The organism is Actinomycetospora sp. CA-084318 (assembly GCF_050955885.1).
Lineage (GTDB): Bacteria > Actinomycetota > Actinomycetes > Mycobacteriales > Pseudonocardiaceae > Actinomycetospora.
Map to the genome: position 1 here is coordinate 370,933 of NZ_CP192098.1, position 23,001 is coordinate 393,933.

The following is a 23,001-nucleotide window of genomic DNA, read 5'->3' on the forward strand; positions in this document are numbered from 1 at the left end:
TAGGGGGTAGGGACGTGTCGAGCACGGGCTCGGACGCAGCGGACACCACGGGCACCGCCGACCGCGGTCGGCCCGGCGCCCGGGCGTGCCACGACCTGCTGGTCGCGCTCGCCGGCCGCGTCCCCGACCACGCGCTCTGGCGCCTGCGGGACTGGCTCGCCGCGGGGGCCGACACCGCGCTGCGCACGGCCGTGCCCCGCACGCTGCTGCGTCACCGGGCCGGGGTCACCGACGTCGAGCGCGAGCTGCTCCGGGACGCCGTCTCGGCCTGGCGCGGCTCGTCGCGGCTCGTCGACGCGGTGCTGCACGCCGAGGTCGCACCGGAGCCCGCGCCGGTCTTCGCCGAGCCCGGCGCCGCGCCGTGGGACGCCGCCGACCTGGTGCTGCGCGCCGTCGTGCCGGCCGCCGGGGACGTGGGGGAGGTCCGCCGCGCGTGGCGGGCGGACGGCGCGCGGGTCGTGCTCGTGAGCGCCGCCGGCGACCTCGCCGCCCTCACCGGGATCGTGCAGCGGGCCCTGCGCGCCCACGGCGACGCGGCCCCGTGCGTCGAGGTGATCGGGGCGGGCACGCCGACCACCGGCTACCACCGCGCGGCGCTCGCCGCGTCGGACGTCCTCTGGCGGGCGGGTGGGGCCGCGGCACCCGACGCGTCCGACCACGCCCGACTGCCGGATCCCCGCTCGGGCGTCCCGACGTCACCCCCGGAGCTGGTGCGCCATGGCTGAGGCCGGAGTCCCGCATCCCGACGGGCCGCACCCGGAGCGGCCGGAGGTGCCCGAGCGGCCCGGACGGCCCCGCGGTGGCCGCGACCCGGTCGCCCTCGCCGCGTGGCGGCGCGTCGCCGAGCAGCGCCGCCGGTCCGCGGGCGGGGAGGAGCCGCTCGACGAGGCCCCGCACGTCGAGGCCGCGCCGCACGTGGACGTGCCCGAGCCGACCCGCTCCGAGCCCGCCGAGGGCGCGGTGCTGCGCGACCCGACGCCCGACACCCCCCGCGAGGCCCCGGCGACCCGCACCTCGCCGCCGTCCCCGTCGGGCGACGACCGCCGTCCCGACGACGGGCCGCCCTCCCCGGGCCGACTGCACGAGGTGCTGCTCGGGCTCGCCGGGCGGATCGACGACGACGCCCTCACCGCGGTCCGCGAGATGGTCGCGGCCGAGGACGACGCCGAGGCCGCGGAGCTGCTCGGCGGCTGCCTGCTCGCCGACGAGGTCGGGCTGAGCCCCGACGAACGCGGCGTCCTCGCGCCCTGGTTCGCCGCCGCGCGGGTCGACCCGGACCTGCTCGCCGGCCTCCCGGTCGACCCGGACGCGCTGCGGCGCTCCGGCCACCGCTTCGTCCCGACGACGGCGGGTGCGGCCCCGGCCGCGCCGCTCGCCCGGGCCGCCCGTCGGCTGTCCGGCGTGGTGTCGGTGCGGGAGAGCTGGCGGGTGACCCCCGCCGGTGCGGCGCCCGGCCCGGTCCCGCACCGCGTGGTCCTCGTCGAGACCGCCGAGCCCGACGACTGCGACCACGTCGTCCACCACCTCGCGCACGCCGCGCGGGGGCTGGGCGGCACCTCCGTCGAGGTGTTCGCCTCCGAGATCACGCTGCCCGCCTACCACCGCGACGCGCTCGCGGCTGCACGCCCGCTCGGCACCGCCGACCCCCTGCCCACCCGCACCCCGGAGGTCGTCCGGGAGGACGGGGAGACCTGGCGGACGGTGGCCGACGCGGGCACCTCCCGGATCAGCGCGCCGCCGGTGGAGGCCTCGCGACCCGAGAGCCCCGTCGTCGAGCCCGAGCCCGAGCCGGCCGCCGACGAGCCCCCGGCGGCCGCGGCGGCCGCGGCGCCCGAGGTCCCCGTCGAGGAGCCGGAGGTCCCCGTCGAGGAGCCGGAGGCCGTGCCGGAGACGTCCATCGACGACGACCTCTCACTGACCGCCCGCCGGATCGCGGCCCTCTGGGCGCGCCCGGTGCCCGAGGACTTCTCGGCGCCGCTGCCGCCCGAGACCCTCGAGTCCACGCGCCTCGAGCCGACCCGTCCCGACGACGACGAGCCGGTGCCGGCGGAGGAGCCGGCGGACGGGTCCGACGCCGCGGCGGTCGTGGACGAGCCGGTGGGACGGCACGGCCGGACCCCCGAGGTCGACCCCGGGACCGACGCCTTCCTCGCCCGGCCGCCGCGTCCCGCCCCGCCCGTGAACGGGCACCACCTCGGCGACCACCCGACGCCCGACGCCGCAGAGGCGGCGGGCGAGCCGACCCCGCCCGAGGGCACCGCCGTCGCCTCCGTCGCCGCTGCGGGCCCGGACGACGCCGGCGACGACGCCGGCGACGACGCCGACCGGCTCCCGCGCGCCCGGCACCGCGGGGCCCGCCCCGAGGACGGCGGCCCGCCCACGCCGTTCGGGCACGACGCGCGCTACGGCGCCGGATCCGGTCCCGCCTGGCCGGGCGCGCCCGTCACGGGGGACCGCCCCGGCCCGGAGCGGCTCTTCACCTCGCCGGTGGAGATCGGCGAGGAGCCCGTGACGCTCGGGACGAACGGACACCGGCACGACGCGGTGCCCGCGACGCCGCCGGACCCCGACGAGCCCGCGACCGGCCCCGTCGCCTGGGCCGCCGGGCGGACGACCGACGTGACGCCGACCCGCCGGGAGGGCCCGGCGCCGCGTGCGGGCGGGGATGTCGCCCCGCCCTGGGCCGCCGACGCCCCCGCCTGGCCGCAGGAGCAGGCCGCCTGGACGCCGCCGCCGACTCCGCCGCCGACGTCGCCCGCGTACCGGCCCGGGCCGGAGACCCCGCCGGCTCCGGCAAAGTCCGAGGTGACCGGCGCGTGGTCGCCGGACACTGACGACTCGGTCGCCCAGCTCTCCGACCGCGAACGCGAACTGCTGGCGCGCCTGCACGAGGAGCTCGCCCAGCGGGAGCGCGCCGAGGGGACCGACCCGTTCGCGGGCCCGGCGGGCCGGCCGCAGGCGCCCCGCCCCCCGCAGCCCCAGCCCCCGCAGCCCCCGCGTCCGGCCGGCCCGCCGCCGGAGCGGCGCAACGGTCAGGGGCCGCACCCGGGGCGGACCAACGGCCACGGCCTGCCCGGGGGACCCGACCCGGCGTCGTGAGCCGGGACGCGTCGCGCCCTCTAGGGTCCTCGACGTGTCCGACACGCACCCGGCGTACGAGGTCCTGCGTCCCGTGACCGAGGCGGCGGGGGTGGTCCTCGCCGACAACCCCTCCGGCATGACGCTGGACGGCACGAACAGCTGGGTCCTGCGGGCGCCGGGCCACCGGGGCTGCGTCGTCGTCGACCCGGGTCCCGACGACGCCACGCACCTGGAGCGGCTCCGGGAGCACGGCCCGGTCGAGCTCGTGCTGCTGACCCATCACCACCTCGACCACTCCGCGGCGGCGCGCACGTTCGCCGACCTGACCGGCGCACCGGTCCGCGCCCTGGACCCGACGCTGTGTCTCGGCGCCGAGGGACTCGGGGCCGGGGAGGCCGTCGGCGCGGCGGGCCTGGACATCCGGGTGCTCGCGACGCCGGGCCACACCGCCGACTCGCTGTGCTTCGTCGTCGACGGCGACGGGTCGGTGCTGACGGGCGACACCGTGCTCGGCCGCGGGACGACCGTCCTCGGGGACCACCACGGCGCGCTCGGCGACTACCTGCGCTCGCTGGAGCGGCTCGCCGGCCTGGCCGCGGGCACCACCCTGCTGCCCGGCCACGGGCCCGACCTGCCCGACGCCCCGCCGATCGCGCGCGACTACCTCGCGCACCGCGTGCAGCGGCTGAACCAGGTCCGGGAGGCGCTGCGCCGGCTGCCGCCCGACCCGGAGCCGCGGCAGGTCGTCGAGATCGTCTACGCGGACGTCGACGAGTCGCTGTGGCCGGCCGCGGACATCTCGGTGGCGGCGCAGCTGGAGTACCTGCGCTCGGAGTAGCCCCCGGAACGAGCGAACGGCACTCTCGCGCACATAGATGCTGCGAGAGTGCCGTTCGCTCGGGGCTGCCGAGGGTCTAGCGGGCGCGGCGCGCCAGGCGGTCCGGCTCGAGGATGAGGACGCTCTTGCCCTCGAGACGCAGCCAGCCGCGGGCGGCGAAGTCGGCGAGCGCCTTGTTCACGGTCTCACGGGAGGCGCCGACGAGCTGGGCGATCTCCTCCTGCGTGAGGTCGTGCGTCACGCGGAGCAGGCCCGCCTCCTGGGACCCGAAGCGCTGCGCGAGCTGCAGCAGCGCCTTCGCGACCCGGCCGGGCACGTCGGTGAAGATGAGGTCCGCGAGGAGGTTGTTCGTCCGGCGCAGGCGGCGGGCGACCACGCGCAGCAGCTGCTCGGCGATCTCCGGGCGCTGCGCGATCCACTCCTTCAGCGCGGTGCGGTCCATCGAGTAGGCGCGGACGTCGGTGACGCACGTGGCGGTCGACGTCCGGGGGCCCGGGTCGAAGATGGACAGCTCGCCGAACATGTCGGACGGACCGAAGATCGAGAGCAGGTTCTCGCGCCCGTCCGGCGAGCGGCGGCCGATCTTGACCTTGCCGCTCTGCACGATGAACAGGCGGTCACCGGGCTCGCCCTCGTTGAAGATGACGGTGCCCCGCGGGAACTCGACGCGATCGAGCGACTCCGTCAACACCTCGATGGCGGCGGGATCCACACCCTGGAAGATCCCTGCCCGCGCCAGTACCTCGTCCACCGTCGTCCGCTCCTCGCCGACTCTTGAGACCCCCACGGGCCCGGGCATCCTGCCCCCGGAACTCCGCTGTGTCACCAGTCACGTCTGCCGCAAGTCTAATCGCGTGCATGGTCATGATCACGCAGCACGCGGCCGACGATCCCCGGATCTAGCCCTGTTCCGTCGTCGTCCGCGAGCAGTACCCCCCGAATGGACGACCCTACTCGCCGATCGTGACGCCGCTGGGTGAGCGTCAGGCGTTCGTGGTGCTCCGCCCGGACGGCTCCGACGACCGGCCTCCGCGGCGGGTGGGTCCACCGCGCTTGCCGAGGTTGCGCAGCCGGAACAACGTCAGCGCGCCACCGATGCCCTGGCGGAAGAGGGCCTTCACCTCGTCGGGCCGGGCGCGCTCGAGGAAGTCCTCGACCTCGTCCTCACGGACGGTGCCCGAGCGCAGTCTCGTCTCCAGGCGCTCCATGCCCAGGGCGAAGACCATGATGAGCAGGGGGATGAGGATCGCGATCCAGGCGGTCATGGTGCGACGCATCGTCCCGCACCCGCGCGCGAGGACCGGCACCGGGGGTGCTCCGGCGTGTCGCGGGTGCTCCCGGGCCGCCACGGTGTCGGGGGTCTTCTCTACCCTGGTCGAATGACCTCGGGCGCCCTCAAGCCGGGAGAGACCCACCTCGGCCTCGTGCGGCGGGCCCGTCGCATGCACCGCGCGCTCACGGCCGCCCACGTCGACGCGCACTGCGAGCTCGACTTCACCTCGCCGCTGGAACTGCTCGTGGCCACGGTGCTCTCCGCGCAGACCACCGACGTGACCGTCAACCGTGTCACGCCGGCCCTGTTCGCCCGCTACCCCGACGCGCCGGCCTACGCGGGCGCCGACCGCACCGAGATGGAGGAGATCCTCCGTCCCACCGGCTTCTACCGGGCGAAGACGAACTCGGTGATCTCGCTCGGGCAGGCGCTCGTCGAGAACTTCGGCGGGGAGGTCCCGGGGCGGCTCGAGGACCTCGTGACGCTGCCCGGGGTCGGCCGCAAGACGGCGAACGTGGTGCTCGGCAACGCCTTCGGCGTCCCCGGCATCACCGTCGACACCCACTTCGGCCGGCTGACCCGGCGGTGGGCGTGGACCGCCTCGGAGGACCCGGTGCAGGTGGAGAAGGAGGTGGGCGAGCTCATCGAGCGCAAGGACTGGACGATGCTCTCCCACCGCGTGATCTTCCACGGCCGCCGCGTCTGCCACGCCAAGAAGCCCGCCTGCGGCGCCTGCTCGATCGCCAAGGACTGCCCGTCGGCCGGGATCGGCGAGACCGATCCGGTGAAGGCGGCGAAGCTGGTCAAGGGCCCGGAGGCCGACCACCTCCTCGCCCTCGTCGGTCTCGAGCGGTGACGCGCACGGAGGTCGGATCGACCCTGGTGGTGCTCGTCCTCGTCGTCCTCGGCGTCATCGCCCTGTGGCCGCGGGACTCCTCGTCCGTTCCCGACGCCGGGTCGGCGCCGGCGAGCAGTTCGGCCGGGGCCGACCCGCAGGCGCTGGCCGACGCGCGGACCCGTGCGGGGCTCGCGGCGTGCCCCGCACCGGCCGCCGGGACGACCCCGGCCGGTCCGCCGCTGGCGGGGCTGACGCTCGGGTGCCTCGGCGCGCCCGGCTCGGTCGACCTGGCCGCGGCGCTGCCGGGCCGGGTCACGCTGGTCAACCTGTGGGCGTCGTGGTGCGGGCCCTGCCGCGAGGAGATTCCCGCGCTGACCGCGTACGCCGCCCAGCCCGGCGCCGCGTCCGTGCTCGGTGTCGACGTCGCCGACGACCCGACCGACGCGCTCGCCCTGCTCGCCGCCCTCGGCGCGCGCTACCCCTCGGTGTCCGACCCCGACCAGGTCGTCGGACGCCGGCTCGGGGCGGCGCCGGTGCTGCCCGCGAGCCTCGTCGTCCGGGCCGACGGCACGGTGGTGCCGTTGCCGCCGCAGGTCTTCGCCACGCCCGAGCAGGTGCGGGCCGCCGTCGCGAGGGCGGCCGCATGAGCGCGCTGCTGCGCCCCGAGGCCGCCCCGGAGTGGCTGCGCGGCCTCGTCGACGCCTGCGGGCGGGTGTCGCCGGACGACGTGCCGTTCCGGCGGCGGCCGAGCGGGAACGGGCGCGAGGCCGCCGTGGTGCTGCTCTTCGGCGACGACGGGCCGGACCCGGACATCGTGCTCACCGAGCGGGCCGCCGACCTGCGCTCGCACGCCGGCCAGGCCGCCTTCCCGGGCGGCGGGGTCGACGACGCCGACGGGACCGGCCTCGACGGGCTCGTCACGGCGGGCCTGCGCGAGACCGAGGAGGAGATCGGCGCCGACCCGGCCGGGATCGTCCCGCTGACCACCCTGCCCCCGCTGACGATCCCGGTGTCCGGCTTCGCGGTGACCCCGGTGCTCGCGCACTGGGCGACGCCGATGCCGATCGGGGTCGTCGACCCCGGCGAGACGGCCGCCGTGGTGCGGGTCCCGCTGCGGGAGTTGACCGACCCGGCGCGGCGCTTCACGGTGACCTCGCCGGGCGGATACCAGGGTCCGGCCTTCACGGTGCGGGGACTGCTCGTGTGGGGCTTCACGGCGGGCGTGCTCTCCTGGGTGCTCGACCTCGCGGGGTGGACGATCCCGTGGGAGCGCAGCGACGTACGCGATCTCGGCGAGGCGTGGGCCCGTCGGCACGAAGGGGAAGCGATCCGATGAGCTGGGTCGACATCGTCGTCGTGCTGCTCGCCGTCGCCGCGGCCATCTCCGGCTGGCGGCACGGCCTCGCGGTGGCCGCCCTGTCCTTCCTCGGCGTCATCGGCGGTGCGCTGCTCGGGCTGAAGCTCGCGCCGCTCGTCGTCGGGACGTTCGACGGCGACACCAGCCGCGTCGTGGTCAGCGTGCTCATCGTCATCGCGCTCGTGGCGCTCGGCGAGACCCTCGGGGTGTACCTCGGGCGCGCGGTCCGCGACCGGATGCGGCTGGGCGCGGTGCGGACGGTCGACTCGACGTTCGGTGCCGTGCTGCAGGCCCTGACCGCCCTCGTCGTCGCCTGGCTGATCGCGTTGCCGCTCGCCTCGTCGTCGAACGTGGCGCTGTCCTCGGCGCTGAAGAACTCCGCGGTGCTCTCGACCGTCGACTCGGTGATGCCGACGCCGCTGCGGGCGCTGCCGAACGAGCTGCGCGCGATGTTCGACGCGTCCGGCTTCCCCGACGTGCTCTCGCCGTTCTCCCCGACCCCCGGGGTCGCCGAGGTGGCCCCGCCCGACGAGGGCCTGGTGCGCGACCCCGTGGTGCAGCGGGCCCGCGCGAGCGTGCTGAAGATCCGGGGCCGGGCCCCGTCCTGCTCGCGGGCCCTGGAGGGCACCGGCTTCGTCATCGGCCCGGAGCGCGTGATGACCAACGCGCACGTCGTCGCGGGCACCAACGAGGTGTCGGTGGAGGTGCCGCGCTCCGGCGGCGGCGCCGACACCGAGGCCGCGCGCGTCGTCTACTACGACCCCGAGGTCGACGTCGCCGTCCTGGCCGTGCCCGGGCTGGAGGCGCGGTCGCTGCCGATCCAGTACGCGGGCGCCGACACCGGCGACAACGCGGTGGCGCTCGGCTACCCGCTCGACGGGCCGTTCTCGTCGAGCCCCGCGAAGATCCGGCAGCGGATCCAGCTGCGCGGTCCGGACATCTACGACTCCCAGACCGTCACCCGCGACGTCTACACGATCCGGGGCACGGTGAAGTCCGGGAACTCGGGCGGGCCGCTGGTGAACCCGCAGGGCGAGGTGATCGGCGTCGTGTTCGGTGCGGCCGTCGACCAGGGCGACACCGGCTTCGTGCTCACCGCCGACCAGGTGCGGGCCGCGCTGAACGCGGCGCAGTCCTCGACCGCGCGGGTGTCGACGGGTAGCTGCGCTTCGTAGGTGCGCTGCGCGCCTGTGAGTACTTCTGACGGCTATCACCGTCACAAGTACTCACAGGCGACGCAGGAGCACCTCGCACACGTGCCGAGGGGCCTCCTGGTGCGGGAAGTGCCCGACGCCGGGCACCGTGACGACCTCGTGGTCGGGCGCCCAGCGCGCCGAGTCGTGCACGACGTCGGCCGGCACCCACGGGTCGTCCGCGCCGCGCAGGTGCAGCACCGGCACCTCGACGGGCCGGGCGATCGCGGTGGCGAACCGCGACCCGTCGGGGCGGGCCTGGGAGCGCACCGCCCAGCGGAAGTACTCCAGCGAGCAGTGCGAGGTGCGCGGCGTGAGCAGGGCCGCCGCGTGCCGGGCGGCGACCCCGGCGAACTCGGGGCTCGCGGGCCAGGCCGCGCCCGCACCCGCCGTCAGGAAGGCCCCGGCCGCCGCCGCGCGGTCGCGGCGCAGCGAGCGTTCCGGTAGGCGCGGGAGCTGGAAGAAGGCGACGTCGCGGAGCGTGCGGGTCCAGCTCCACGGACGGCGGCGGACCGCGCGGCGCAGGGCGAGCGGGTGGGGGGTCGAGACGACGGCGAGGCGGCCGACGACGCGGGGGTGCAGGGCGGCGAGGGTCCAGGCCACCGCGCCGCCCCACCCGGCCCCGACGACCGTCGCGCGGCGGGCCCCCAGCGCGGGGACCAGGCCGGCCACGTCACCCGCGAGGGTCCACAGGTCGTAGCCGCGCGGGGGGCGGTCGGAGCCGCAGTAGCCGCGGAGGTCGACCGCCACCGCCCGGTGCCCGGCCGCGCCGAGCGCGGTCAGCTGGTGGCGCCAGGACCACCAGAACTCCGGGAACCCGTGCAGCAGCAGCACCGGCTCGCCCGTGGTGGGGCCGCACTCGGCGACGTGCAGCCGGACGCCGTTGGCGGACACGCTGCGGTGCCGCCACGGCCCGGCGAGCGCCGCCGGGTCCTCGGGCCGGTGGTGGCTCAGCGTCGCTCGGCGACGGCCGACGACGAGGCGTCCGAGCGGCCGCGGCGCAGCGCCTCGACGGACTCCTTGGCGGTCTCGATGGTGCGCTGCGGGGCCTTGATCTTGCGGACCTTGAGGTAGCCGAGCAGGCCGGCGATGCCCGCGATCACGAGCATCAGCACGAACACGACCGCGAAGCCCGCCCACCGCTGCGACGGCCAGATGAGGTTGAAGGCCTCGGCGGCGGCGAAGAAGAAGAACCACAGGCTGAACAGGGCCACGACACCGGCCAGCACGAAGAAGATGCTGCCCTGCACGCCCTTCTTCACCTCGCCGGTGATCTCCTGCTTGGCGAGTTCGACCTCCGCACGCACCAGGGTGGAGACGTGCGTGGTCACCTCCTTCACCAGCGCTCCGACCGACGCGTCGCCGTTCTGGCGGGCCGGTTCGGCGTGGAGCGGGATGGAGGGCACCACGGGCGGGCCTCCGGGGGACGACGGCGAGGTCACGGGCCCTCCTGGCGGGTCGGGTCGAGCGGGGGCACATCGTGCCACGACCACGCCGGAGGCGATCGGTGACACGGCAGCACGGCCCGTGTCTTCCCGATCATGGCGCCGTCCAGTCCTGCTGTTACTCGGACGGTGTCCGCCGCATCGCCTTCCGGTCGCTGCGGCGGCGCTTGTCCTCCAGGCGGCGCAGCTTCGCGCCCCGGCTGGGACGGCGCGCCTGGCGCGACGGCGGGTCGGGCCGGCGGGCCTGCGCGATCCGCTCCGCGGCCCGGTCCAGGGCGGCCTCGCGGTTGCGCAGCTGGGAGCGGTGCTCGGACGCCGTGACGTGCAGCACGGGACCGAGGCGTTCGACGAGCCGGTCGTGGTCGGGCAGCGCCGTGAGGTCGACGAGGAGCTCCACGCGGGAGTCGGTGGTGTTCACGCCCTGCCCGCCGGGCCCCGAGGACCGGGAGAACCGCCAGGTCAGGGCACGCTCGGGCAGCAGGCCGGTGCTGTCCATGCCTCCAGTGTGCTCGGTGTGTCGAGCCGTTAAGCACCTTTCGGCCCCCTTCGTGGCAGCGAAGCGTCGTTGCTGTCATCCAGTGGCAGCAACGCCACATCGTCGGTGCGCGGCCGCCTGGGACGATGGAGCCCATGACCGCCCCGACCACCGACCCCCTCGCGCCGCTGCTCGACCTGCCCGGCGTGGCCGAGGGCGCCGAGTCGATCCGCCGGCACGTCGAGGGCGTGCACGGGCACCGCACCAACCGCCGCGGCTGGCCGACCACCGCCGCCGAGGCCAGCGTCCGTGCCGCCCGCGCCTCCGCCGCGCTCGACGGCGGGTCGGCCGACCTCCCCGAGGACGGTCCGGTGACCGACCCGGTCCTCGCCGGGTCGCTGCGCGTCGCCGAGGCCCTCGGCGGGCTGCTCCCCACCTGGCGCCGTGCCCCGCTGCAGGCCCTGGCGAAGCTGCACGTGCTGGCCGCGACCGACCGCGTGCCGGAGTCGGAGCTCGGCCGGCCCCGGGTCGGGCCCGAGGTGGGGGCGCGGCTCGACGGGCTCGCGGGCCTCGTCGTCGGCGGGACCTCCGTGCCCGGACCGGTGCTCGTCGGTGTCGTCCACGGCGAGCTCCTCGCGCTCGCGCCGTTCACCGTCGGCAACGGGATCGTGGCCCGCGCCGCGGCCCGGCTGACGGCGATCACGACCGGCCTCGACCCCAAGGGCCTCGTGATCCCCGAGGTCGGCCATCTGCGTGCGCAGGCCGAGTACACGGCCGCGGCCGAGGCGTTCGCGACCGGCACCGCCGACGGCCTGGCCCGCTGGTTCGCCCACGAGGTGACCGCCTGGCGCACCGGCGCCAAGGAGGCCACGGGCATCGCCGACGCCGCCGGGTAGGCCGTCCGGCCCTGCGCTCCGTCCCCACCGGCACGGCGGACACGACCTGTCCCCAGCCCACGGGGCAGGCACACCCGTCGTCGGGACGATCACCGCACCCTGCGGGGTGTGGACAAGCGAGTGATCCTGCTGTGCGACGACGAGGACCTGGCCGACGACGCGGTGCGCGTCGCGGCGGCCGCGGGCGCCGACCTGGAGCGGGTGCCCGACGCGACGGCCCTGCGCCGACGGTGGACGGGCGCTGCGATGGTGTTGCTGGACGAGCGCGGCGCGGCCGCGATGGGCGCCTCCGCGGCCCGGCCGGGGCGGCGCGACGGGGTGGTGGTGCTCTGCCGGGGCGAACCGCCGGGCACGGTCTGGGAGCGGGCGGTGGCGGTCGGCGCCGAGCACGTCGTCTCGCTGCCCGAGGGGGAGGACTGGCTGGTCACGTCGCTCTCCGACGCCGGGGGAGGCGTTCCCGACGGCGGCCCGGGCCGGGTCGTGTGCGTCATCGGCGGCCGCGGCGGGGCGGGCGCGTCGGTCCTGGCGGCGGCGATCGCGGTGCGCGCGCGGGACGGCGGGGCGCGGGTGCTGCTGGTCGACTGCGACCCGCTCGGCGGCGGGCTGGACCTCGTCGTCGGGGCGGAGCAGGTCGACGGACTGCGCTGGCCCGGGCTGGCGCTCGGGACCGGGCGGGTGGCGGCGTCGTCGCTGCACGAGGCGCTGCCGACCGCCGGCGGGCCGTTGACCGTGCTGTCCTGCGACCGGCACGGACCCGGTCCCGCGCCCGACGCCGCGGTGGCCGTGGTCGAGGCGGGACGGCGGGCGGGCGACACCGTCGTGTGCGATCTCCCGCGCCATCTCACCGCCGCGGCCGCCGCGGTGCTGGCCGTGGCCGACCTGACGGTGCTCGTGGTGCCGGCCGAGGTCCGGGCCACCGCGGCGGCGTCGCGGGTGGCGCGCGACGTCGCCGAGCACGGCGCGGCCGTGTGCGTGGTGGTGCGGGGGCCGTCGCCGGGCGGGCTGGCGGGCGACGACGTCGCCGCGGCGCTGGGGCTCGAGGTCCTGGCGTCGGTGGACGCGGAACCGGGCCTGGCGGCCGCGATGGACCACGGGACGGTGCCGGGCGTCCGGCGCGGTCCGCTGGCCGACGCGGCGACCGCGGTGCTCGACGCCCTGGACGGGGTGGGAGGTCCGTCGCTGGCCGCGTGATCGCGGGGCACGTCGACCCGGCTCTCCTCGGGGGAGTCGGGTCGTCGTCGTGCGCGGGGTCGGTGGCGTTCGGAGCAGTGGGTCGTCCCCAGCGGCACTCCGGGCCCCGGTTGTCCCCAGGCGCGTGGTCGGTGTTCGCGGTCCGGGGTGCTGCCGGGGCAGCGTCATCGGTGTCGATCACGGGATCGGCGGGATCGGCGGGATCGGCTGTGGCGGCGCAGGAGGTGCGGGGGATGTCGGAGGGCGGGGTGCCGGACCTGGTGGAACGGGTCCGGACGCGGCTCGCGGCGGCGGGCGGCGAGGCGGGGGTGGCGGAGCTGGCGGCGGCGGTGCGCGCCGAGGCGCGCGGGGTGGTCGGGGACGCCGACGTCCTCGCCGCCGTACGCACGCTGCAGCGGGAGTTCGTCGGGGCGGGGCCGCTGGAGCCGTTGCTGCGGGATCCGGCGGTCTCCGACGTGCTGGTGACCGCCCCGGACGCGGTATGGGTCGACCGGGGTGCGGGGTTGGAGCGGGTGGCGGTGGGCTTCGCCGACGAGGACGCCGTGCGGCGGCTCGCGCAGCGGCTGGCGGCGGCCGCGGGGCGGCGGTTGGACGACGCGAGTCCGTACGTCGACGCCCGGCTGCCGGGCAGTGGGGTGCGGCTGCACGCGGTGCTGCCGCCGGTGGCGGCGGACGGCACGTGCGTGTCGCTGCGGGTGCTGCGGCCGGCGCGGCACGACCTCGACGCGTTGCAGGCGGGCGGCACGGTCGACGCGACGGGCCGGGCGCTCCTGGAGGCCGTGGTGGCGGCGCGGTTGGCGTTCCTCGTGGTCGGCGGCACCGGGTCGGGGAAGACGACCGTTCTCAGCGCGCTGCTCGCGCGGGTCCCGGCCCACGAGCGGATCGTCGTGGTCGAGGACGCCGAGGAGCTGCGGCCCGCGCACCCGCACGTGGTGCGGCTCGTCTCGCGGCCGGCGAACGTCGAGGGCGCCGGGACGGTGCTGCTGCGCGACCTCGTGCGCCAGGCCCTGCGGATGCGCCCGGACCGGCTCGTGGTGGGCGAGGTTCGCGGGGCGGAGGTGTGCGAGTTGCTGGCCGCCCTCAACACGGGCCACGACGGCGGGGCCGGCACGGTCCACGCGAACTCCCCGCGGGAGGTCCCGGCGCGTCTGGAGGCGCTCGCCGCGCTCGGCGGTCTGGCCCCGGCGGCCCTGCGCAGCCAGATGGCGGCCGCCGTCCAGGCGGTACTGCACGTGCGTCGCGTCCCCGACGGGCGGCGGGTCCTCGAGGCGGTCGGGGTGCTCCGGCGCACCGACGGCGACGCCGTGGCGGTGGTGCCCGCGTGGGACCGCGACGACGGGTGGGCCGTGGGCCGGGCGGACCTGGCCGCGATGCTCGCCGAACGGGGCGTCGACGCGCCGTGGAGCACGGCGGGGTCGCGCCCCGCCGCAGCCGCCCACCCGCTGCGCGACGGGGTCGCCAGCCTGCGGGCGGTGTCGGCGTGAGTGCGCCGGTCGCGCTCCTGCTGGGGGCCGTCGCGCTGTTGATCTGGCCGGGCTCGCCCGCGCCGGACCGGGTCCGCGCCCTCGTGGCCGGCCCGCCGTCGACGCCGGCCGGACGTCGCCCGCCGCTCGTCGTCGTAGCGGTGGTCGGCCTCGCCCCGGTGGTCCTCGTCCTGGGGCCGGGCGGGGCGGTGGCGGCGGTCGTGGTCGGCGGGGTGCTGTGGCGCGCCCGCCGCAGCCGCCGTCGGGACGCCGACCGTCGCGAGGCGGTCGCCGGGTTCGGCGAGGGGCTCGCGGCCTTCGCTGCGGAGCTGCGCGCGGGTCACCCGCCCGCCGCCGCGGCCGGGGCGTCGGCCCGCGACGCGCATGGCACGTGCTCGCGCGTCCTGACCGCCGTCGAGGCGACCGCCCGGCTCGGCGGCGACGTGCCGCCGGCCCTGCGCGAGATCGCCGGGACGGAGCCGCTCGTCGCCGTCCACGTCCGTCGTCTGGCCGACGCCTGGTCGCTCGCCGACCGGTACGGCATCGGCCTCGCCGCCCTGGCGGAGGCGCTCGCCGAGGACCTGCGCGCCCGCACCCGGTTCGAGGGACGGCTCGGTGCCGTGCTCGCCGGGCCCCGCACGACGACGGCCGTGCTCGCCGGGCTCCCGCTCGTCGGCCTGCTGCTCGGCCAGGCGTTGGGAGCCCGACCGTGGGCGGTGCTGACCGGGACCGTCCTCGGGCAGGGGCTGCTCGTCGTCGGGGCGGTCCTCGTGGCCGCGGGGCTGGAGTGGAGCGCCCACCTCACCGCGCGGGTCGTCCGATGAGCGCCCTCGTCCTCGGGACGCTGCTGCTCGCCGCGGCCCTGCTCCTCGCACCCGGCCCGGTCGACGCCGCGCGCCGGCTCGCCGCCCTGGACCGACCGGGTGCCGCCTCCCGGACGCGGAGCCGCCCGGAGCGTCCCGATCCGTGGCGGGAGGCGGGCGGCTGGGACGAGCTCGCGGCCTGCCTGCGCGCCGGGCTCTCCCTCGATCGCGCGGTGCGGGCCGTGGCCGAGTCCGCGCCGCCCGCGACCGCCGCGGCGCTGACGCGGGTCGCCGACCTCGTCGCGCTGGGCGCCGATCCCGCCGCGGCCTGGGCCCCGGCGCTGGACGAGCCCACCACCGCCCGGCTGGCCCGCGCGGCCCGCCGGTCGGCGCGCAGCGGCGCGGCGGTCGCCGAGGTGGCGACGGCGGTCGCGGCCGACGTCCGCGCCGAGGCGGCCGAGGCGGTCGCCGCCCGGGCGGAACGCGCGGGCGTGCTCGTGGCCGGGCCGCTCGGCCTGTGCTTCCTGCCGGCCTTCCTGGCGCTCGGGATCGCCCCGGTCGTCATCGGGCTGGCGAGTCCGCTCCTGGAGCGGACGTGAACACCGGTGCCCACCCGGGGCCCGGGACGGAAGGAGAACACGATGGAGAACCCCACGACCGTGGTCGCGCTGCTGATGGCCCGGCTGACGGCCCTGCTGCGGTCGGACGACGGCATGTCCACGGTCGAGTACGCGGTCGGGCTGGTCGCCGCGGCGGCCTTCGCCGGCCTGCTCATCGCGATCGTCAACGGCGGCGGCGTCATGGACGCCCTGACCGGGCTCGTCGAACGGGCCCTGGCCCCCAGCGCCGGCTGATCGCCGACGACCGCGGCCTGGCCACGGTGGAGGCCGCGATCGCCCTCGGCGCCCTCGTCCTGGTGTTCGCGGTCGTGCTCGCGGGCCTCGGTGCCGTCGTGGCCCGCATCCGCTGCGTGGACGCTGCGGGGGAGGCCGCCCGGCGGGCCTCCCGCGACGACGTCGCCGGCGCCCGCGGCCTCGCCGCCGGTCTCCCGGCTGGCACCGAGGTGACGGTCTCGGTCGAGGGGGACACGGTGCTGGTCCGGGTCGCGATGCCGCCGCTGGGCGGCGCGTTGCGCGGTCTCCGCGTCACGGCGGAGGCGGTCGCCGCCCGGGAGCCGGCCGTCGCCGCCCCGACCGGAGCACCGGACGGTGCACCGGGTGACGCAGCGCCGGGTGACGCGGCGCCGGACCCGGACGCGGCCCCGGCCCCGGCCCCGGCCCCGACTCCGCCGGTCGCCGAGGAGCTGCCGCCGTGACCGCTCCCGCTGCGTCGCCGACCGACGACCGCGGCGCCGCCACCGTGGTGGCCGCCGCGATGGTCGGCGCACTGACGCTCCTGCTCGCCACGGTGCTCGTGCTCGGCGCCGTGGTGGCCACGCGGCACCGGGCGGCGGTCGCCGCCGACCTCGCCGCGCTCGCGGGGGCTGCGGAGGGTGTGCGGGGCCGGCAGGCGGGCTGCGACCGCGCCCGGGAGCTCGCGGCCCGAAACGGTGGTGATCTCCGCACGTGCACCTGGCGGGGCTGGGAGCTGGAGGTCGAGGTGGCCGCGACCTGCGGATGTCTCCCCGTGGCCGACTCCACCACGGTGCGCGCGCGGGCGGGTCCTGTGGTGAAGGTCATGCGGTGAATCGCCGGAAGCTCGGTCACCGATCGTCACCGGACCGTGTCCTCCGCGGACGAGCGGCCCGGCGCCCCCGCCGAGCGGCGACACGGATGGTGCAGTCGGGACGAGTGGTGCGGCGACCGTGCACCGAACGCGCGTTCGCCCGCTCGACGGCGCCGAGGAGGGCGCTCGGCGTTCCCGCGGGCCCGATGGGCGACGACGGGTGGAAATCGAGCCGGAACCTGCCGTTACTGGAGCAGGAACACCGCACGGGGTGGTCCAGTACCGGGAGGACCCGCAATGCAGTGGTGGGACAGCTACCGCGCCGTCTACGGCACCGAGCTCCGCGCCGAGGCCATGGTGCTCGCCGACCACGGCTGGGCGGTCGTCCCGGGCACCTTCCCGCAGGGTGAGGTCTGGACGGGTCGCACGGACGCGCCGCAGGCGGGTCCGGTGCCGGTGCTCGACGACTGGGCCGCCAAGGCCACCACGGACTGCGCGCAGATCGCCGAGTGGTGGTCGGGCCTGCCGTACTCGATCCTGCTGCCGACGGGCCTGACCTTCGACGTCATCGAGGTGCCGGCGAGCATCGGCCGGCGTGCGGCGGCGGCGCTGCGCGCGGTCGGGGCCCCGGTGCCGATCGCGGCGACGCCGACCGGTGAGTGGCTGTTCCCCGTGCTGCCGGGCGAGCCGCTGCGGCCCGACCTCGCGGGGCGTCCGGGTATGACCCTGCACGGCCGCGGCAGCTACCTCGCCGCCCCGCCCTCGACGTTCCCCCAGGGGTCGATCCACTGGCGGGTCCGCCCGGCGGTGTCCGGCTGGCGGCTGCCCGACCCCTACAGCGTCCAGGACGCGATGGCCGAGGCCGTCCGCGAGCGCCCGCACCGCGGGCTCGGCGGCAGCTCGACCTACCGCCTGGCGACGGTCGCCACGGGCATCCGTTCGTAGTGACCGGCACGAACCACCACAACTGAAGACTCGGGTCGGCCAGGACCGCCGACGACGTCCCGCGGAGCGCGCCTGCCCCGCTGCTGCCCGCGAGGGGGACGTCCCGGTCCGGCAGACCCGCGGCGGTGGGCACCGGCAGTGCGGCGCCCGCCCGACGGCCACCGGAGACGTGCCGTCGCGTGGAGCGCGCCCCTGGTGCCCACCGCCGCCCGAGGCAGCGCCGCAGGGCGGGTCGAGTCGACTCCCCGCCCTGCGGCGTGGCAGACCTCCCCGCGGGCCGGGAGCCCCGAACCCCGGCCCGCGGTGGAACCCACCTCCACCCGATGTGCGCGAACGTGCCGTTCGCAGCCTCTATGCGCGCGAGAGTGCCGTTCGCTCAGAAGGGGCCAGGGGCGCGCCGGCAGCGCGTCAGCCCAGCCGCGCCAGCACCGCCGTGAGCACCGCGATCGCGCCGGCCTTGTCCAGCGGGTCGTTCCCGTTGCCGCACTTCGGCGACTGCACGCAGGACGGGCAGCCCGAGCGGCACTCGCAGTCGGCGATCGCGTCCCGGGTCGCCGAGAGCCACACCCGCAGCGCCTCGTGCCCGCGGTCGGCGAACCCGGCCCCGCCCGGGTGCCCGTCGTGGACGAACACGGTGGGTCGCCCGGTGTCGGGGTGCAGGGCGGTCGAGACGCCGCCGATGTCCCAGCGGTCGCACGTGGCGACCAGCGGCATCAGCCCGATCGCCGCGTGCTCGGCGGCGTGCAGCGACCCCGGCACCCGCGCCGGGTCGATCCCGATCGCGGCGAGGAGCGACTCGGAGAGCGTGTACCAGACCGCCCGGGTCGCGAGCGTGCGTTCCGGGAGGTCGAGCGGCACCTGCTCGACGATCTGCCCGGACGGCATCCGGCGCAGGTAGCCCACGACCTGCTCGGTCACCTCCACGGAGCCGAGACAGACCTGCAGCTCCGGTCCGTCCGCGCACGCGGCCCCGTAGGACTCGCACTGCTCGGTGTGCACCACGGCGATGTCGGTGACCGACCGTGACTGGGTGCTCCACTCCGGCTCCTCGGCGTGGACGTGCGCGATGTTCTCCTCGAGGTCGAGCTCGTCGACCACGTAGCTCACGCCCTGGTGCAGGTGCACCGCGCCCTCGTGCACCGTGGAGTGCGCCGCGCCCGGGTCGACCGTGCCGAGCATGCGGCCGGTGTCGGTCTCCACGATGACGACCTGCTCCCCGCCGGAGCCGCGGATGTCGACGCCGTGGTGCGGGGTCTCGGTGGGCAGCGCCCAGAACCAGCCCCCGCGGCGGTGGCGCAGCAGGCCCTCGTCGACGAGGTCGGCGAGCACCGGCTCGCTGCCCGGGAACACCTCGGCCACGTCGGCGGCGGTCAGCGGCATCTCGGCGGCGGCGCACGCCAGGTGCGGGGCGAGCACGTAGGGGTTGGTGGGATCGAGCACGCACCGCTCGAGCGGGGCGCCCAGCAGCGCCGCGGGATGGTGCACGAGGAAGGTGTCCAGCGGGTCGTCGCGGGCCACGAGCAGGACGAGCGCGTCGTCGCCGGAACGCCCCGCCCGGCCCGCCTGCTGCCAGAAGGACGCCCGGGTGCCCGGGAACCCGGCCACCACCACCGCGTCGAGCCCGGCGATGTCGATGCCCAGCTCCAGCGCGTTGGTCGTCGCCACGCCGCGCAGCTCCCCGGAGAGCAGGGACTCCTCGAGCGCGCGCCGCTCCTCGGGCAGGAAGCCCGCCCGGTAGGCGGCGACCCGTCCGGCGAGGTCGGGGTCGATCTCCGCGAGCACCCGCCGGGCGGAGAGAGCGGTGAGCTCCGCCCCGCGACGGGAGCGCACGAAGGCCAGCGACCGGGCGCCCTCGACGACGAGGTCGGCCAGGATGCGGCTGGTCTCCGCCCCCGCCGAACGCCGCACCGGAGCGCCGTTCTCCCCGGTGATCTCCTCGAGCAGGGGCGGCTCCCACAGCCCGACCGCCCGGGCCCCGCGCGGTGACGCGTCGTCGGTGACCCCCACGACGTCGAGCCCGGTCAGCGCCGAGGCCGAGGCCGCCGGGTCGGACATCGTGGCCGAGGCCAGCACGAACGTCGGGTGGGCGCCGTAGCGGGCGCACACGCGCCGGAGCCGCCGCAGCAGCAGCGCGACGTGCGACCCGAACACCCCGCGGTAGGCGTGCGCCTCGTCGATCACCACGAACCGCAGGCGCCGCAGGAACGTCGTCCAGCGGCCGTGCCGCGGCAGGACGCCCCGGTGCAGCATGTCCGGGTTGGTGAAGAGCCAGCGGGCGGTGCGGCGGATGGCGTCGCGCTCGGCGTACGGGGTGTCGCCGTCGTAGGAGGAGGCCCGCAGTCCCTCGGGCCCGCCCGGGTCGAGCGCGCGGGCCGCCCGGAGCTGGTCGGCGCCGAGCGCCTTGGTGGGCGAGAGGTAGAGCGCCGTCGCCCGCGCGTCGGCCGCGAGCCCCGCGACGACCGGCAGCTGGTAGGCCAGCGACTTCCCGGACGCGGTGCCGGTGGACACCACCACGTGCCGCCCCGCCCACGCGTGGTCCGCCGCCTCCGCCTGGTGCGCCCACGGGCCGGGGACGCCGCGCGCGACGAGCCGGGCCCGGAGGTCGTCGGGAACCCACCCGGGCCACGGCACCCGCCGGCCCTCCCGCGCGGGCACCACCTCGGCGTGGGTCAGCGGGGCCTCGCCCTGCGGCGTGCCCGCGAGGACGCGACGCAGCAGCGCGGTGCCGCGCCCGTCGTCGTCGGGAACGCCCTCCGCCCGCTCCAGGGCCCCGACGCTGCTCACGACCCCGAGAAAAGCACACGGGTCGGACACCGCCGCGCGCCGGGAAAGAAAGCCATGTCACAGCTTGATCGGGAACCGGGCCCGACGAGTGTCGGACACCCCTCCTACACTGCGACACCTGCCACGTCGTTCTCAGGTTCGAGGTGGCGATCACTCAGCGCCGAGGACGCCGCCAGCCGGCCTCCCGTCGCCGGATCCTTTCCAACCGGGAGGCTGGATGCAAGCGTCCTACCTCGCTCAGGGAGTCGAGTTCTCCTCGAGCGAATACACCGTGGTGAGCGTGGTGGGGGTGATCGCCCTCATCGCTCTCGCCATCGGGTTCGTCCTGCGCAAGCAGGTCCTCGCCGCCGACGAGGGCACGCAGAACATGCGCGACATCGGTCGCGCCGTGCAGGAGGGGGCGCAGGCGTTCCTGCGGCGCCAGTTCCGCACCCTCGCGCCGTTCATCGTCATCGTGTTCCTGGTGCTGCTCGCGCTCCCGGCCACCGGCTGGGTCGAGCGGATCGCGCGCTCGATCGCCTTCGTGGTCGGTGCGCTGTTCTCCATGGCCATCGGTGGCCTGGGCATGAACCTCGCGACGAAGGCCAACATCCGCGTCGCGGCGGCGTCCACCAAGCCCGGTGGCCGCGACGAGGGCGCCCGCATCGCCTTCCGCACCGGTGGCGTGGTCGGCATGGCGACGGTGGGCCTCGGCCTGCTCGGCGCCGCGGTCGTCGTGCTCATCTTCGTCGAGGAGGCCCCGCGCATCCTCGAGGGCTTCGGTCTCGGTGCCGCCCTGCTCGCCATGTTCATGCGTGTCGGCGGCGGCATCTTCACCAAGGCCGCGGACGTCGGCGCCGACCTGGTCGGCAAGGTGGAGCAGGGCATCCCCGAGGACGACCCCCGCAACGCCGCGACGATCGCCGACAACGTGGGCGACAACGTCGGTGACTGCGCCGGCATGGCGGCCGACCTGTTCGAGTCCTACGCGGTGACCCTGGTCGCCGCGCTGATCCTCGGCTCGGTCGCGTTCGGCACGCTCGGCCTGACCTACCCGCTGATCGTCCCGGCGATCGGTGTCCTCACGGCCATCGTCGGCGTGTTCATCACGCGGACCCGCGAGGGCGAGAACGCCCTCAAGGCGATCAACCGCAGCTTCTACATCTCCGCGGGCATCTCGCTGGTGCTCACGGTGATCGCGGCGTTCGTCTACCTGCCCTCGAGCTTCGACCAGCTGCCCGGGGTCAACCAGGTCTCGGTGGGCGACCTCGCCGCAGCCGGCAACCCGGCGCTCATCGCCGCGATCGCCGTCGCCATCGGCATCGTGCTCGCGATCATCATCCTCGCGCTGACCGGCTACTACACCGGGACCGAGGACCAGCCCGTCAAGGACGTCGGGACCTCGTCGCTCACCGGCGCGGCCACCGTCATCCTCGCGGGCATCTCGGTCGGCTTCGAGTCGGCCGTCTACACCGCGATCGTCATCGGTGCGGCCGTCTACGGGGCGTTCCTGCTCTCCGGGTCGGTCATCGTGGCCCTGTTCGCCGTGGCCCTCGCGGGCACCGGCCTGCTGACCACGGTCGGCGTCATCGTCGCGATGGACACCTTCGGCCCGGTCTCGGACAACGCGCAGGGCATCGCGGAGATGTCCGGCGACGTCGAGGGCGCCGGCGCCGACATCCTCACCGAGCTCGACGCGGTGGGGAACACGACGAAGGCCATCACCAAGGGCATCGCGATCGCGACCGCCGTCCTCGCCGCCACGGCGCTGTTCGGCTCGTACAACGACGCGATCCGGCAGGCCTACGAGCAGGTCGGCCAGCAGGTGACCGACATCTACAACGTCACCGCCCCGAACCTGCTCGTCGGCGTCGTGCTCGGCGCGGCCGTCGTGTTCATGTTCTCCGGTCTCGCCGTGAACGCCGTGTCCCGCGCCGCGGGTGCGGTGGTCTACGAGGTGCGGCGCCAGTTCCGCACCAAGCCCGGGATCATGACGTTCGACGAGCGGCCCGAGTACGGCCGCGTGGTCGACCTCTGCACCCGCGACGCGCTGCGCGAGCTCGCGACGCCGGGTCTGCTGGCCATCCTCGCCCCGATCGCCGTCGGCTTCGGCCTCGGCGTCGGTCCGCTCGCCGGGTACCTCGGTGGCGCGATCGCGGCGGGCACGCTCATGGCGGTCTTCCTCGCGAACTCGGGCGGCGCCTGGGACAACGCGAAGAAGCTCGTGGAGGACGGCAACCACGGTGGCAAGGGGTCGGACGCCCACGAGGCGACGATCATCGGTGACACCGTCGGCGACCCGTTCAAGGACACCGCGGGCCCGTCGATCAACCCGCTGATCAAGGTCATGAACCTGGTGTCGGTGCTCATCGCGCCGGCCGTGGTCGTGCTCTCGGTCGGGCCGGACGCCAACCCGGTCGTCCGGATCGTCATCGCGGTGGTCGCGGTCATCGGCATCGCCGTCGCCGTGTACATCTCGAAGCGCCGTTCGACGGCGATCGCGGACTCGAACACCGACGCGCCCTCGCCGGCCTCGGTCTAGTCCCACCCGCGGAGGGCGTCGTCCACACCGGACGGCGCCCTTCGTGCTGTCCGAGGCCCGGACGTCAGCGGTGGACCACGGCCGACACGCGCACGGCCCGGGTCGCGAGGGCCACGTGAGGCATGTCCGGGGGACGTCGGACATGCCTGGTGTGACTCTCGCGGGCGGAGCACCGGGCTCGGCGTTCCCGAGGGCGACGTGAGGCATCCCGGGCGCCGCCGAACCTGTCTGGT

At 76.5% G+C, this 23,001-nt stretch carries 23 protein-coding genes; 17 read left to right on the forward strand and 6 right to left on the reverse strand.

Translation table 11 applies throughout. The features are described 5' to 3' along the window. The first annotated feature begins 14 nt into the window (after positions 1-14). The 3 genes from ACQPYX_RS01790 to ACQPYX_RS01800 are packed head-to-tail and all read left to right on the forward strand — an operon-like array spanning position 15 to position 3,919. Positions 15-725: a hypothetical protein gene (locus tag ACQPYX_RS01790; protein ID WP_433801194.1), complete on the forward strand. Its 711-nt coding sequence runs from the start codon at positions 15-17 to the stop codon at positions 723-725. Next, positions 718-3,099 (forward strand): hypothetical protein, encoded by a 2,382-nt coding sequence (locus ACQPYX_RS01795; protein ID WP_433801195.1) that lies wholly within the window; start codon positions 718-720, stop codon positions 3,097-3,099. The genes ACQPYX_RS01790 and ACQPYX_RS01795 overlap by 8 nt, the downstream gene beginning before the upstream one ends. A 34-nt stretch (positions 3,100-3,133) precedes the next feature. Continuing rightward, on the forward strand, positions 3,134-3,919 hold the full coding sequence (locus ACQPYX_RS01800) for an MBL fold metallo-hydrolase (protein WP_433801196.1): 786 nt from the start codon (positions 3,134-3,136) through the stop codon (positions 3,917-3,919). A 76-nt stretch (positions 3,920-3,995) separates the two neighbouring features. Here ACQPYX_RS01800 and ACQPYX_RS01805 read toward each other — a convergent pair whose 3' ends face one another. After that, the gene (locus ACQPYX_RS01805; protein WP_026204588.1) at positions 3,996-4,670 is read right to left on the reverse strand and encodes a Crp/Fnr family transcriptional regulator; all 675 of its coding nucleotides are present in this window, start codon (positions 4,668-4,670) and stop codon (positions 3,996-3,998) included. A 232-nt stretch (positions 4,671-4,902) separates the two neighbouring features. Next, positions 4,903-5,184: a hypothetical protein gene (locus ACQPYX_RS01810; RefSeq protein ID WP_433801197.1), complete on the reverse strand. Its 282-nt coding sequence runs from the start codon at positions 5,182-5,184 to the stop codon at positions 4,903-4,905. 114 nt (positions 5,185-5,298) lie between these two features. Here ACQPYX_RS01810 and nth point away from each other — a divergent pair, with 114 nt between their 5' ends. The 4 genes from nth to ACQPYX_RS01830 are packed head-to-tail and all read left to right on the forward strand — an operon-like array spanning position 5,299 to position 8,562. Next, the gene (gene nth, locus ACQPYX_RS01815) at positions 5,299-6,048 is read left to right on the forward strand and encodes an endonuclease III (RefSeq protein WP_433801198.1); all 750 of its coding nucleotides are present in this window, start codon (positions 5,299-5,301) and stop codon (positions 6,046-6,048) included. Continuing rightward, positions 6,045-6,677 carry a TlpA family protein disulfide reductase gene (locus ACQPYX_RS01820; protein WP_433801199.1) on the forward strand — a complete coding sequence of 211 codons (633 nt, stop codon included), beginning with the start codon at positions 6,045-6,047 and terminating at the stop codon, positions 6,675-6,677. Before nth ends, ACQPYX_RS01820 begins: the two co-directional genes overlap by 4 nt. Next, the gene (locus tag ACQPYX_RS01825) at positions 6,674-7,366 is read left to right on the forward strand and encodes an NUDIX hydrolase (protein WP_433801200.1); all 693 of its coding nucleotides are present in this window, start codon (positions 6,674-6,676) and stop codon (positions 7,364-7,366) included. The genes ACQPYX_RS01820 and ACQPYX_RS01825 overlap by 4 nt, the downstream gene beginning before the upstream one ends. After that, entirely contained in the window at positions 7,363-8,562 is a 1,200-nt protein-coding gene (locus tag ACQPYX_RS01830) for a MarP family serine protease (RefSeq protein ID WP_433801201.1), read from the forward strand. The genes ACQPYX_RS01825 and ACQPYX_RS01830 overlap by 4 nt, the downstream gene beginning before the upstream one ends. Positions 8,563-8,613: 51 nt before the next feature. Here ACQPYX_RS01830 and ACQPYX_RS01835 read toward each other — a convergent pair whose 3' ends face one another. From ACQPYX_RS01835 to ACQPYX_RS01845, 3 genes are all read right to left on the reverse strand, one after another. Continuing rightward, positions 8,614-9,474, reverse strand: a complete 861-nt coding sequence (locus tag ACQPYX_RS01835; RefSeq protein ID WP_433801202.1) for an alpha/beta fold hydrolase — start codon at positions 9,472-9,474, stop codon at positions 8,614-8,616. 56 nt (positions 9,475-9,530) lie between these two features. Then, positions 9,531-10,022: a phage holin family protein gene (locus ACQPYX_RS01840; protein ID WP_433801203.1), complete on the reverse strand. Its 492-nt coding sequence runs from the start codon at positions 10,020-10,022 to the stop codon at positions 9,531-9,533. A gap of 121 nt (positions 10,023-10,143) precedes the next feature. Further along, positions 10,144-10,521 carry an aminoacyl-tRNA hydrolase gene (locus ACQPYX_RS01845; protein WP_433801204.1) on the reverse strand — a complete coding sequence of 126 codons (378 nt, stop codon included), beginning with the start codon at positions 10,519-10,521 and terminating at the stop codon, positions 10,144-10,146. 134 nt (positions 10,522-10,655) lie between these two features. On the opposite strand from ACQPYX_RS01845, the gene ACQPYX_RS01850 reads away from it, so the two are divergent. The 9 genes from ACQPYX_RS01850 to ACQPYX_RS01890 all read left to right on the forward strand — a co-directional run bounded on the left by ACQPYX_RS01850 (position 10,656) and on the right by ACQPYX_RS01890 (position 17,463). Further along, on the forward strand, positions 10,656-11,396 hold the full coding sequence (locus ACQPYX_RS01850; protein WP_433801205.1) for an oxidoreductase: 741 nt from the start codon (positions 10,656-10,658) through the stop codon (positions 11,394-11,396). Between the two features lie 108 nt (positions 11,397-11,504). Then, on the forward strand, positions 11,505-12,587 hold the full coding sequence (ssd, locus tag ACQPYX_RS01855) for a septum site-determining protein Ssd (protein WP_433801206.1): 1,083 nt from the start codon (positions 11,505-11,507) through the stop codon (positions 12,585-12,587). A gap of 233 nt (positions 12,588-12,820) precedes the next feature. Then, positions 12,821-14,071, forward strand: a complete 1,251-nt coding sequence (locus ACQPYX_RS01860; RefSeq protein WP_433801207.1) for a TadA family conjugal transfer-associated ATPase — start codon at positions 12,821-12,823, stop codon at positions 14,069-14,071. Then, entirely contained in the window at positions 14,068-14,874 is an 807-nt protein-coding gene (locus ACQPYX_RS01865; protein ID WP_433801208.1) for a type II secretion system F family protein, read from the forward strand. Before ACQPYX_RS01860 ends, ACQPYX_RS01865 begins: the two co-directional genes overlap by 4 nt. Next, complete coding sequence (locus ACQPYX_RS01870) at positions 14,871-15,452, forward strand: type II secretion system F family protein (protein WP_433801209.1); 582 nt, start codon at positions 14,871-14,873, stop codon at positions 15,450-15,452. The genes ACQPYX_RS01865 and ACQPYX_RS01870 overlap by 4 nt, the downstream gene beginning before the upstream one ends. Positions 15,453-15,494: 42 nt before the next feature. Next, the gene (locus tag ACQPYX_RS01875) at positions 15,495-15,707 is read left to right on the forward strand and encodes a DUF4244 domain-containing protein (RefSeq protein WP_433801210.1); all 213 of its coding nucleotides are present in this window, start codon (positions 15,495-15,497) and stop codon (positions 15,705-15,707) included. A gap of 26 nt (positions 15,708-15,733) precedes the next feature. Next, entirely contained in the window at positions 15,734-16,168 is a 435-nt protein-coding gene (locus ACQPYX_RS01880; RefSeq protein ID WP_433801211.1) for a TadE family type IV pilus minor pilin, read from the forward strand. Beyond that, on the forward strand, positions 16,165-16,539 hold the full coding sequence (locus ACQPYX_RS01885; RefSeq protein WP_433801212.1) for an Rv3654c family TadE-like protein: 375 nt from the start codon (positions 16,165-16,167) through the stop codon (positions 16,537-16,539). Before ACQPYX_RS01880 ends, ACQPYX_RS01885 begins: the two co-directional genes overlap by 4 nt. 276 nt (positions 16,540-16,815) lie before the next feature. Further along, on the forward strand, positions 16,816-17,463 hold the full coding sequence (locus ACQPYX_RS01890; protein WP_433801213.1) for a bifunctional DNA primase/polymerase: 648 nt from the start codon (positions 16,816-16,818) through the stop codon (positions 17,461-17,463). A 408-nt stretch (positions 17,464-17,871) separates the two neighbouring features. On the opposite strand, the gene ACQPYX_RS01895 is transcribed toward ACQPYX_RS01890, so the two are convergent. Further along, complete coding sequence (locus ACQPYX_RS01895; protein ID WP_433801214.1) at positions 17,872-20,247, reverse strand: DEAD/DEAH box helicase; 2,376 nt, start codon at positions 20,245-20,247, stop codon at positions 17,872-17,874. A 217-nt stretch (positions 20,248-20,464) separates the two neighbouring features. Here ACQPYX_RS01895 and ACQPYX_RS01900 point away from each other — a divergent pair, with 217 nt between their 5' ends. Next, entirely contained in the window at positions 20,465-22,768 is a 2,304-nt protein-coding gene (locus ACQPYX_RS01900) for a sodium-translocating pyrophosphatase (protein ID WP_433801215.1), read from the forward strand. Positions 22,769-23,001 lie beyond the last annotated feature (233 nt).

Bases quoted from the DNA above. Each gene is read 5' to 3' on its own strand.
- ACQPYX_RS01795 (WP_433801195.1), top strand. From the start codon at position 718: ATGGCTGAGGCCGGAGTCCCGCATCCCGACGGGCCGCACCCGGAGCGG.
- ACQPYX_RS01810 (WP_433801197.1), bottom strand. From the start codon at position 5,184: ATGACCGCCTGGATCGCGATCCTCATCCCCCTGCTCATCATGGTCTTC.
- nth (WP_433801198.1), top strand. From the start codon at position 5,299: ATGACCTCGGGCGCCCTCAAGCCGGGAGAGACCCACCTCGGCCTCGTG.
- ACQPYX_RS01825 (WP_433801200.1), top strand. From the start codon at position 6,674: ATGAGCGCGCTGCTGCGCCCCGAGGCCGCCCCGGAGTGGCTGCGCGGC.
- ACQPYX_RS01830 (WP_433801201.1), top strand. From the start codon at position 7,363: ATGAGCTGGGTCGACATCGTCGTCGTGCTGCTCGCCGTCGCCGCGGCC.
- ACQPYX_RS01845 (WP_433801204.1), bottom strand. From the start codon at position 10,521: ATGGACAGCACCGGCCTGCTGCCCGAGCGTGCCCTGACCTGGCGGTTC.
- ACQPYX_RS01850 (WP_433801205.1), top strand. From the start codon at position 10,656: ATGACCGCCCCGACCACCGACCCCCTCGCGCCGCTGCTCGACCTGCCC.
- ACQPYX_RS01860 (WP_433801207.1), top strand. From the start codon at position 12,821: ATGTCGGAGGGCGGGGTGCCGGACCTGGTGGAACGGGTCCGGACGCGG.
- ACQPYX_RS01870 (WP_433801209.1), top strand. From the start codon at position 14,871: ATGAGCGCCCTCGTCCTCGGGACGCTGCTGCTCGCCGCGGCCCTGCTC.
- ACQPYX_RS01875 (WP_433801210.1), top strand. From the start codon at position 15,495: ATGGAGAACCCCACGACCGTGGTCGCGCTGCTGATGGCCCGGCTGACG.
- ACQPYX_RS01890 (WP_433801213.1), top strand. From the start codon at position 16,816: ATGCAGTGGTGGGACAGCTACCGCGCCGTCTACGGCACCGAGCTCCGC.
- ACQPYX_RS01900 (WP_433801215.1), top strand. From the start codon at position 20,465: ATGCAAGCGTCCTACCTCGCTCAGGGAGTCGAGTTCTCCTCGAGCGAA.